This is a genomic window from Blastomonas sp. CCH1-A6 (genome assembly GCF_001556365.1).
GTDB classification, from domain to species: Bacteria; Pseudomonadota; Alphaproteobacteria; order Sphingomonadales; family Sphingomonadaceae; genus Blastomonas; species Blastomonas ursincola.
On sequence record NZ_LSIS01000437.1, the window covers coordinates 1 to 10,350 of the forward strand.

General features: G+C 62.0%; 11 protein-coding genes. 5 read left to right on the forward strand and 6 right to left on the reverse strand.

Annotation, left to right across the window (positions count from 1 at the left end):
* Positions 1 to 151: 151 nt before the first annotated feature.
* Together AX735_RS19835 and AX735_RS19840 are read right to left on the reverse strand one after the other, a co-directional pair.
* Positions 152 to 511 (reverse strand): hypothetical protein, encoded by a 360-nt coding sequence (locus tag AX735_RS19835; RefSeq protein ID WP_039330738.1) that lies wholly within the window; start codon positions 509 to 511, stop codon positions 152 to 154.
* A gap of 116 nt (positions 512 to 627) precedes the next feature.
* Complete coding sequence (locus tag AX735_RS19840) at positions 628 to 2,115, reverse strand: MBL fold metallo-hydrolase RNA specificity domain-containing protein (protein WP_082730822.1); 1,488 nt, start codon at positions 2,113 to 2,115, stop codon at positions 628 to 630.
* Between AX735_RS19840 and gnd the strand changes: the two genes are divergently transcribed.
* From gnd to AX735_RS19855, 3 genes are all read left to right on the forward strand, one after another.
* A complete protein-coding gene (gene gnd, locus AX735_RS19845; RefSeq protein WP_082730821.1) occupies positions 2,114 to 3,388 on the forward strand; it encodes a phosphogluconate dehydrogenase (NAD(+)-dependent, decarboxylating) in 1,275 nt (424 codons plus the stop codon). The two genes, AX735_RS19840 and gnd, sit on opposite strands and share 2 nt — an antisense overlap.
* Positions 3,389 to 3,468: 80 nt before the next feature.
* On the forward strand, positions 3,469 to 4,191 hold the full coding sequence (locus tag AX735_RS19850; protein WP_066044087.1) for an LOG family protein: 723 nt from the start codon (positions 3,469 to 3,471) through the stop codon (positions 4,189 to 4,191).
* 468 nt (positions 4,192 to 4,659) lie between these two features.
* Positions 4,660 to 5,139: an SRPBCC family protein gene (locus AX735_RS19855; RefSeq protein ID WP_202189627.1), complete on the forward strand. Its 480-nt coding sequence runs from the start codon at positions 4,660 to 4,662 to the stop codon at positions 5,137 to 5,139.
* On the opposite strand, the gene AX735_RS19860 is transcribed toward AX735_RS19855, so the two are convergent.
* The 3 genes from AX735_RS19860 to AX735_RS19870 form a co-directional block, all read right to left on the reverse strand.
* A complete protein-coding gene (locus AX735_RS19860) occupies positions 5,082 to 5,960 on the reverse strand; it encodes a type IV secretion system DNA-binding domain-containing protein (protein WP_231750189.1) in 879 nt (292 codons plus the stop codon). The two genes, AX735_RS19855 and AX735_RS19860, sit on opposite strands and share 58 nt — an antisense overlap.
* Positions 5,961 to 6,434: 474 nt before the next feature.
* Complete coding sequence (locus AX735_RS19865) at positions 6,435 to 7,427, reverse strand: DUF2493 domain-containing protein (RefSeq protein ID WP_039330724.1); 993 nt, start codon at positions 7,425 to 7,427, stop codon at positions 6,435 to 6,437.
* 339 nt (positions 7,428 to 7,766) lie between these two features.
* Positions 7,767 to 8,057 carry a hypothetical protein gene (locus AX735_RS19870; protein ID WP_156447555.1) on the reverse strand — a complete coding sequence of 97 codons (291 nt, stop codon included), beginning with the start codon at positions 8,055 to 8,057 and terminating at the stop codon, positions 7,767 to 7,769.
* Positions 8,058 to 8,122: 65 nt separating this feature from the next.
* Here AX735_RS19870 and AX735_RS19875 point away from each other — a divergent pair, with 65 nt between their 5' ends.
* The gene (locus tag AX735_RS19875) at positions 8,123 to 9,421 is read left to right on the forward strand and encodes a DUF5623 domain-containing protein (RefSeq protein WP_066283925.1); all 1,299 of its coding nucleotides are present in this window, start codon (positions 8,123 to 8,125) and stop codon (positions 9,419 to 9,421) included.
* Between the two features lie 303 nt (positions 9,422 to 9,724).
* Positions 9,725 to 9,961, forward strand: a complete 237-nt coding sequence (locus tag AX735_RS19880; RefSeq protein WP_022675504.1) for a hypothetical protein — start codon at positions 9,725 to 9,727, stop codon at positions 9,959 to 9,961.
* Between the two features lie 36 nt (positions 9,962 to 9,997).
* Here AX735_RS19880 and AX735_RS19885 read toward each other — a convergent pair whose 3' ends face one another.
* The gene (locus tag AX735_RS19885) at positions 9,998 to 10,333 is read right to left on the reverse strand and encodes a single-stranded DNA-binding protein (protein ID WP_022675505.1); all 336 of its coding nucleotides are present in this window, start codon (positions 10,331 to 10,333) and stop codon (positions 9,998 to 10,000) included.
* Positions 10,334 to 10,350 lie beyond the last annotated feature (17 nt).

Genomic DNA, 10,350 nt, shown 5'->3' on the forward strand with positions numbered 1-10,350 from the left:
CTGCATCTTGTGTGCAGGCGGTTTCCGCTTGGAACCGTTGTTGGGCGTCCCGGCCGTGCAGCGCCTCGCACGGGGAGTAGGGGTCGTTGGCCCTCCGGTGGGAAAGGCCAACGTGCCCATAGACCGCCGCCGCGCGCGCGGCTGGCCGCGCTTAGTGACTGCGCTGCAGTTCGACGATATCGTTGCGAGCCGGCTTGCCGCTGACGACGGTGACGTGGGCGAAATGGTCGTCGAAAACGTGATCGATCCTGACTTCGCCGACCTCCTTGCGGTGAAAACTCGGGCCCGTGCCCTTTTGCGGGCCAGTATGAGGGACGATCCGATAGACGTCGAGAACCTGTCCGACCTCGGCACCGTCGGCTTTGCCGATGCAAACGACTGTTCCGGTTGAACCGACTTCGACGATGGTGCCGCGCATAAACCAGGTGTGGCCGATGCCCTGCGACAGGACCGGGGTCGCGCCGAGCAAGGCAATTCCAGCGAACGCGGCGGTGAGGGACTTCTTCAACATGATCGACTCCTTCGCGAAATTTGGAGGCCGGCCCCAGGCCTAATGGGGAAGATCCTGTCTTCATTCATTGGGATAAGGACCCCCGTCCCTGCTTGACATACGTATTGGTCACATTGTCAGGCGTGGTCCGTGGCCAGCGCCATGTCGCCCCAGCTGCCCAGCCGGGGAGTTTCGCAGTGCCAGCCGAGTTCGCGTACGATCCGCTGCGCCAATATCGCTGAGGCGCTGGCTTCGCCGTGGGTCACAAAGGTCCTGCGCGGCGCCTTCGGCATGCCCGAAAGCCAGCGCATGATTTCATTGCAATCGGCATGCGCCGACAGCATCGAGAGGTTGGTCACCTCGGCAAGGACCGGCACCTCTTCGCCGAAGATCCGGATCGTCGTTGCCCCGGCAACAAGCGCGGCCCCGCGGGTTCCGGCGGCCTGAAACCCTGCGAATAGAATGAGGTTCTTGGGGTCGGGCGCGAACTGGGCGAGATGATGGACCACGCGCCCGCCCGTGGCCATGCCGCTCGCCGAGATGATGACCTTCGGATTCCGATCTGCCGTCAGGGCCTTCGATTCCTCGGATTCGCGGACGTAGTGCGCGACTGCGCAGGCCGTTTTGCATTGCTCGCGGGACAAACGGTGGCCGCCCGAGTGGGCACACATGATCTCGCTGGCGTCGATCGCCATCGGGCTGTCGAGATAGACCGGCGCGCCCTGCAACCGCCCCGCTTGCTTGAGCAGGGACAGGTAGTAGAGCAGCGACTGCGCCCGTCCGACCGCGAATGCCGGGATGACGACCGTCCCGCCCCGCGCAATACAGCGCTCGATAGTGTCGCCCAAAGCCAGTTCGGGCGAGAGCGCATCATGCTCACGGTCACCGTACGTGGATTCGACGATCAGATAGTCCGCTTCCGGCGGCGGTGTGGGATCGAACATGACTGCATCGTCGTAGCGGCCCAAATCCCCTGAAAAGAGAATCCTCGTGCCCTTCCAGTCGATCTCGATCGAGGCTGCGCCAAGGATATGGCCGGCGCGGCGAAAGCGCGCGGAGATGCCGGGGGCGACCTCTACAGCTGCGTCGAAAGCCACACCTTCGAAATGCTCCAGTGCGTTGAGAGCGTCATTCTGGGTGTAGAGCGGCAAGGCGGGCCGATGCCGCGAATAGCCCCGCCGGTTGGCGAACTGGGCGTCCTTCTCCTGGAGATGGCCGCTGTCCGGAAGCAGCAGCTCGCAGAGTTCGGCCGTGGCGCGCGTCGCGATGACCCGCCCTTTCCAGCCATTGCGAACCAGGCGCGGGATCGCTCCGGAATGATCGAGGTGCGCGTGCGTGAGGAGAATGGTTTCGACGTCATCGACCTCGGGCGGAGGCGGCGCCCAATTGAGTCCCCTGAGCTCCCGGCCACCCTGGAACAGTCCGCAATCCACCAGTATTCGCGTCGAATCGTCTTCGAGAAGGTAGCGCGATCCCGTCACGGTTCCGCTGGCGCCAAAGAAACCGATCGCAAGTCCATGTCCGGACGGACGAGGCTCTACGTCAAGTCTCGCCTGCGGTTCGATGCCGGGGAGGAAATGTCCGCGGGACTTGTCCTTCGCGCGGTGCTTCTTGTGCTTGTGCATGGACGTTGCCTCCCGAAATCGTGGTTCTAGGACCGATTTTCTCTGGCGTGCGGGACGAAGGCCATACGTATTGCTCGCAGCGAATGGTCGCGCGGCGACCTGGGGCAATGTGACATCTACCTATGGCGCTATTTGCCGCGTCGCCGCAGTTGCACCAGGTCAGGGCGCTCGAACGCATGCCGGGTCTATATTCGCCTGGCGCGCTTCGAAGCGAAAAACGATGGAGAGGGGGACGGTCGGCATGCAAATCGGAATTGTCGGGCTCGGCCGCATGGGCAGCAATATCGCCCGCAGGCTGCTGGCCGCAGGGCACAGCTGCATTGCCTTCGATCTCGACCTGGCGCGGGTGGATGAAATCGCGGCAGCTGGAGCTCAAGCAGCACGTGATCTGTCCGGGCTGGTAGCAGCCCTGTCCGCGCCGCGCGTCCTCTGGATAATGCTGCCAGCCGGCTCCGCAACCGAAACGGCCATTCACACCCTGTCGGACCTCCTGTCTCCCGGCGACATCATCGTCGATGGCGGAAACACCTTCTATGAAGATGATCTTCGCCGGGCGGCCCTGCTCGCTGAAAGCGGGATCGGTTACGTCGATGTGGGCACGAGCGGCGGCATCTGGGGCCGCGAGCGCGGCTACTCGCTGATGATCGGCGGAACGCCCGAAGCGGTCTCCCATATCGATCCGATCTTCAAGGCGCTGGCGCCCGGGATCGGCGCAGCGGCACAGACGATCGGACGCCAGGGCGCAGACCAGAGGCCGGACCATGGATATGTCCATGCCGGACCCCACGGCGCCGGACACTTCGCGAAGATGGTTCACAACGCCATCGAATATGGGATGATGCAGGCGTTCGCCGAAGGCTTCGACATCCTGCGAAACGCCTCGGTCCTGGCCGATCGGACAGGCGCTCGATACGAATTCAACCTCGCGGATATCGCCGAGGTTTGGCGGCGGGGCAGTGTCGTATCCTCCTGGCTGCTCGACCTGATCGCGGGCGCTTTGGCCAAGGATGGCCAGCTGCTGCATCTCGAAGGACAGGTCGACGACTCCGGCGAGGGGCGTTGGGCCGTATCGACCGCGATCAAGCAAGGTGTTCCGGCCAATGTCCTGGCTGCCGCATTGAATGCGCGGTTCAGGTCGCGCCACGAGCATACGTTCGGCGACAAGATGCTTTCGGCCATGCGCGAGGAGTTCGGCGGTCATCGCGAGGCCATGCAGCCGCAGCTCCAAGGATCACGCGGAACCCGCCCCGAGGATATTGGAGCGCGCCGATGACCTCGAATGACGAGCCGTACTGCAGCGCCCTCACACCGCATCCCTGCGAGCATTGCTTTCCAAGCGTGCGCGCTGCGGACATGCCCTCGTACCGTTTGGCCGCGCTGGATCAGGACTTCATTCTCGGCGATTCGATGCGCGGGGTCCGCTTTCTGCTCGAATACGAAAAAGTCGAAGAGGCTCTGCGCGCTTGGGGCGTCTTGTCGACGATTGTCGTCTTCGGCAGTGCACGGGTCCGGGCAGGGCAAACTGGCAATGGCGGCTTCTGGTATGACGAGGCGCGCAAGTTCGGCCGACTGGCATCCGAACGCGGCGGCGCGCTCTCGCGCAACGATGGCAAACGGGTCAATGTCATCGCCACTGGGGGCGGGCCGGGGATCATGGAGGCGGCCAATCGCGGCGCGCACGATGCCTGTGCACCGACGATCGGTTTCAATATCACGCTCCCGCGCGAGCAGGCACCCAATCCCTACACCACGCCCGAGCTGACATTCCGGTTCCATTATTTTGCGATCCGCAAAATGCACCTCGCGATGCGCGCCAGCGCTCTGGTCGTATTCCCGGGCGGCTTCGGGACTTTGGACGAGATGTTCGAAATCCTGACCCTCCGCCAGACCGGAAAGGCTCCCAAGGTGCCGATCGTGCTGTTCGACCAAAGCTATTGGCAGGCAGCCATCAATCTCGATGTTTTCTGCGAGAACGGCATGATCGATCGCGCCGATCGCGAACTGTTCGCCTATGCAAATACGTCCGATGAGGTCTGGCAGGCTCTGATAAGCCTCGGCCTTGAACCCGTATCGTAGGCCTGGCCAGCGCTCCGCGGCCTGGCGCTGTCGATGCGATGCTCTTTCGTCGGCGTGATCGCCCGCGCTGTCCATTCGCGATCTACGTATAGCGCCTCTAACCCGCCCGCCGCAGAATCCCCGCGAGGCTGACCGAACCGTGGCAGCCATGAGCAAGGAAACACTGCATGAAAAGAACATCGATGATCGTCGCTGCTTTGGGACTTCTGACCGCAGGTATCGGCCCCGCCCTGGCCGACCAGATGCCTCCCGGCATGAGCGACATGCCTGCTCCAAAGCAGCAGGTGAAACCCAAGGCGAAGCCGAAGCACCCTGTCCGGCATCGGCAGCGCTCCGCGCGAACCCAGCGCGCGCCCGCCGCGGCACCTCACCCTTCGCCGTCCCCATCGCCTTCCGCCATGCCGATGAAGTCCGGCGGCTGCTGTTGAACGGCTTGCCGGCGCCATGCAGTCAAGTGAACGCTCTACGGTGAAGGGCGAAGAACGGCAGGATTCGATGCCGCACGGCAAATCACCACAGAGATTCTACCAGCACAGAGCGGCTGTAGTGGTCGATATTGCCGTCGATCCCGCAACGCTGTTCGAGCACCTGGACGATCAAGCAAAGCTGGCGTCCCACATGATGCAGTCTTCTGCAATGATGGCCGGGAGTTCGATGAAGTTCACGTTCGATCACGATCGCGGACGTATGCTGGGCTCGAGGATCGGCATGCACGGCAAGGTGCTGGGCCTTTCGCTCGAGCTGAGCGAGATCGTCACCGAACGCGATCCGCCTCGCCGCAAGGCCTGGGAAACCGAAGGCGTGCCGCGATTGCTGGTCATCGGTGCCTATCGGATGGGTTTCGACATTGCCCCCCAAGGACTCGGTTCGCGGCTGACGGTCTTCATCGACTACGATCTGCCGAATTGGCCCTGGCGCTTGTTGGGACTGATCCCTGGCCGCGCATAAGTGTCCTGCAAGGCACCGAAGGAATGCATTCCCAGAATGAAGGCACCGCCGACCCCTCGGGCGGTCTGAAGGCCGTTCTCGATGGCGGGCAGACGATGGAGCGCATGGACTTCGTCAATGAGAAACCAGGTGCGCAGATTGCGGGTCCGGCCCATGCGAAACAGAGCGTTGACGGCAATGTCCATCCACAAGGTCAGCAGCGGCCGATTAAGCACAAGGTCTGGGTGGGTCGACGTGATGAAAAGGATCGATCCTTCCTTCACATCCTCGGTCATCCACTTGTTGATCGAGAAGCCGGGCTGACCGTTGGCCGGCTCAGGCAAGAAGCGGAATACGTTGGCGTTCGCATTGAAGGTTGCCCGGATCGCTTCGGCCATTTTTGCAGCTGACGGCGACATCAACGGAGCTGCGATAGTTCCTTCGAGATAGCGGCTGATTGTTTTGAGGTCGGCGTGCATCAGGAAGTAGGCAAGCCCGCCGTTCGAGCGGATGCCGAGCTTGATCATCTTCATGCACATTTCGACAAAGATTGTGCGGGCCGACTTCTGCCAGAAATCATCGTCCGCATTGCGGCCGCTCGGGACCAGCGCGCTGGCGGCACTCATGAACTCGGCATAGTTGTCGCAATCGTTGAAGATCGACCAGGGTTGGCAACGCTGATCCATCGGATTGAGAATGAAGTCGGTGGTCTCTTCGTAGAAGCTCTCGACGAAGGTCCCGGTGAGGTCGAAGATGACGCACCGATGGCCCCGCGCGCGCGCCTGTGTGACGATCTTCTTGAGCTCGGTTGTCTTGCCTGCTCCAGTGGTGCCGATGAACATCGCGTGGCTCTGCTCGAGGCGCCAAGGGAAAGCTTGCGAGGGAAAGAGAGTTCGCGTTGACTTCGAAGTTGAGCGGTGTAGCCGAGAATTCGTGACTCTCGGTTTCGATGTCGGCATGGCCCGCGTGCAGCCGCCGCATCAAGCTTGCGAGCTCGAGCGCGGAGATTTCCGCAGGTTCGGAATGGAGCCGAGTGGTCTTGTCCTTCACCCTGAATGTGACGAGCATCTTTACCTCCTGCTGCTGCTCGCCATCTTGCTTTCCCCCTCCTCTTTTAGGGGTGAGGACCGGATACTGAGCGGGGCCATTCTCACCGATCTCGGCCCGCCCTTTGCATGTTCCAATCGGCGCTTAGCATCTGGCACCAGCGGGCTTCCTCCGTGACGGGCAAGGGGGGTTCGATGCCCCCTGAGCCCGTGCTCGCACGAAAGAAGATTGGAAGGCCCCGGTCAGAGCCGGAGCCTTCCATAAAGCGCTCATGCGAGGCTGCGTGAGCCTGGCTTGCGCTGATCACTGATGCGCCGGATGTGGAGCGGCACTCCCGCCTGGCGGAGGCGCTGTGCCAAGTTGGACTGGATGCCGGAACCCTCGCCGATAATCGCCTCGACCGGCCCCAGCTTCACGATGTTCTCATTGCGCAAGAACGGGGCACGGTTGCCGTGGCGACGATCGGGCATGAAGAGGATGGTTTGCACCCCGTTCCGCTGTGCCCAGGCATTCGCCATGGCATCGACACCCTTGCGCATTCCGGTCGTCCCCAGAACCATCGTTGGGATGCGGGCCTTGATGTCATCGAGGATCTCCCAGATCATCTCGAAGTCATGCCAGTCCTGCTGGCCGCCAGAGACGATCACTAGCGGACCATCGGGCTGGAACTGTGCCCGCCGATCTCTCGCCCGAGCGGCAAGGTAATCCTGTGCCTGGACCTGCGAGGCGGTCACACCATTCTTGCTGACCTGCGACCCGCGCGTGGCTGTGAATACCCGGCCTGTTTCGACCCGGTAGACGTCGGCAGCATGGTCCCGCATTGCCTCGAGGGCTTCTCGGCATCCTTGCAGGGTCTGGCAGAGCGCTTGTGTCTCCTCGAGTTCCACGGCGTAGATCTCCGAAGGATCAAAGTGACGAGCGACCTCACCCAGCTTCTTGGCGGCATCGTCTTCGCGCCCCTCGGCCAGACGGGCGGTCATGTGAAACGAGTTGACCATGCCCCAGGCAAGTTGCTGCGCGAACTCCTCCATGCGCGTGTCCTTGAGGACATCGAAGATCGTTCCGATAGCCATCTCCACGGCGCGGCGCGCCATGTCGGGATCCGGCATTTCAGCTGCGATCGGTTCATCGATGATGCTCAGCTTGGCAAGATCGCTGTGCTCGACAAAGGCACCGTCGTAGGATTCGACGATACCGTCACGGCTGTCGGCGAGTTCGATGCGCGCATTGGCGAGATCAGCGAAGCTGTTGAATTTCTGCATGGGTAGCCTCCGATTGTTGAAATCGTCCCCACATCGGGAACGGCCGACAAGCCATCGGTTGGGAGGCGTGCAGTCAGGGACGGCGAGCCATGCTCGCCGCCGCCACGGCGGGCGTGGGGGTGCCGATTTTCTGCGCACTTGCCGCAAGCGCAGCGCAGCAGGCACGTGTGCAGAAAATTGGGGGAACCGCGATCCTTGACGAGCGCCGGAGACCGATATGTTTCGGCAGGTGTTCCTGTGTGTGGAAGAGACGTTCCCGCCCCCGAGCAAGAGACGAAGGCAGGACCGGTCAGGCGCCTCGGCGCCACGCCGGGCCGCCCCTTCGGCCCTGCGCAGGGGTTACAGCGGGAACACCGCCATTCCATTGTGCGCGGATGCGGTGGCAAAGCCGATCGGCCTGAGCAGCCAGCGCTGCTTGATTGCGCTAACCGGCTGCGCGCTTCGTATGAGATGATCCCGAGAGGGATGCAGTTTCGCCGGACTTTTCAACTTGAAGTCGGCCCAGCGACTGTTGTCACGATTCGCCTGATCGTATAAAAGATAAAGCGCTCCCGGCAGGAGCATGACGCCCGTCTCCAAGCCAAGCTGTCGATCAGCACTGCCGCGATATCTCACGATCCCTTGCAGCATGTTGTTCGGGCTTGAGTGCTGGTGGTTGACGGGCGACGCTACATTTCAAGCCGCGGAGAACAATCATGTCGATTGCTAACGTGCGGCCGTCCAGTCTGGCCAATATCAAACGCCTCGCGAACCAGCGCAAAAAGCGAGATGGTATTCCCTACCGACAGGCCCTCAACTCAGCCGCGCAAAGTGCAGGTTTTGAGAACTACGAGCACGCGCGCACTACGATGTGCGACAAGTCGTTCCAAGTATTCCTGACCGGTTACTGGGAAGACCAGGAGACGTTCGAGCGGGGTCGTGAATCTCTGCCCGTCACCCTATCGCGGCCGCTCTTGGAACTGGTTTCGAAAGCCGAGCTCAAGCTTGTCGGCGGTCTCGCATCCATGCGCGTGGCTGCATCCGACCATCTCGTGAAAGACATGGTCGGGCCAACACGAGAGTATGTTCGCGACAGCTTGTGCAAGGCAGCGCGAGCTCTGCGGTTCATGGAAATGACCGGTCTACGTCCTTGCGACTACGTCGAAGCTAGCCGCGCCATGGCTGATCTCGATGAGGAACTGCCCGGCAACGACCATTCGAGCTATTTGAAGCTGCCGGCCAGCGGACAGTTCATACTCATCGATGAGCCCTATTCGGGGCCGATGGTGAGCGATGAACGGGCTGCTTGGGCAAAGCGGAACGGTTGGGAGCTCGGCGCCGCAGACTGGCATGGTCTGTACTTTCCGTATCGCTGTACCCTCTTCGTCGCTTCCAAGCGTACTGAGGACTTCGATTTTGATGCCCTTGTGAGGAGTATCAACGCACTGCCTGCTCCAGTAACAGCAGAACATTGGGCCGGGTCATCGATGCCCAATCACGACATCTTTGTCTCGCCGCAAGCGGCAACGCCGCAGGACAAGCGCCGAGCAAAGGCTAAGGGCACCATCGTTGCGCGCCCATCTCGGCAAACGCTCCCCTACCACCGCGATATGATCGGATACGATCGCAAGCCGAATGGCAGCATGACGCTGGCTCAGCATCAGCTAGCAGGGCGTTTGCTGGGGGTGATCCTGCAATCGAACAGCAAGCCGGGAGCGGTGAACTGGCGCGTCGACAAGCTCATGAGCGTGCTCGTAGATTGGCTCTACGCCGACGTGCCGCTTCGACTACTGAACGCCCTGGATGACCCCGTCAGCCTCTATTATGGCGACATGTCTTCAGACGATCCGCTGTTCAACCGTGCCAATTCGCCAAGCGGTGTGGAAAGCCTCCTGATCGAGCTGAAGGGGCTCCTCGAAGGCGCCTATCCGCAATGCGCTCCTCTGCGGAAGCTAACCGGAAGAATCGACACTGCCTTGAAAATCACGCGATCGGACGTAGGACGAAAAGCCTGAGAGCGCCGCCGCCAGACAGGGTTGGGTCCGCGCGTGCCGAGACGGCGGCATTTGCCGCCGACAAGCGCGCCGCGACCCAACCCGTCAGCGATCGTCACCCGTCTGGGCCGAGACCCTGAAAGGGACTCGGTGGAGCCGGACCGTCGTTGGCTGCCGGACGAAGTCCCGGCGCCAAGGGCGGTTGGCGGAGTAGAGCGCGATCCCGGCCGAAGGCCAGGGGGACGGCAAGCACCTGCTCGTATTTTTCCTGCCCGCCCCCTGTCTTCCTCGACTCCCAATGTTCTTATATTGTTCTAACCGACCATGAGCAGCAAACGTCTGGATACCGTGGCCGATCTGGTTCGCCATGGCCTCAACGCGCAGGTAGAATGTCTCGGCTGCTACCGCGTTGTGATCGTTCCGGCAGCCAAACTACGAGATCAATGCTTTGCCAAATCCATCCCGATGAAGCTGGAAATCGTCGCGCGGCACTTGCGCTGCAACTGCGGTCACCGCGGGACGAAGCTGGACGCCACCGGTGTCCAGCTGTCGCCCCCCTGAAAGGGCTCGGGCGACGCCTGCGCGCCGCCCTGCCGGTCAGATAAACTCGACGTTCTCGGCGATGATCTCGCAGCCATAGCGGTCGTTGCCTTCGGCGTCCTGCCAGCGCGAGTAGTGGATGCGGCCCGTCACGGCGAGCTGGTCACCCTTGGCCTTGTGCTGGCGCAGCGGGAGACCGAGGCCGTTGAAGACGGTGATCTTGTGGAATTCGGCATCCTTGACCGGGTAGCCGGTTTCCGGATCCTTCTGGACCTTGCCGTCGCGGATCACCGGACGTTCAGTCACGAGGATCAGTTCGGTGATGCGGGTGTCGCTGCGGTCGCGGGCAACGGGATCCTTGGCGAGACGGCCGACGAGGTTGACGATGTTCATTGCAAGAGCCTCCTTGG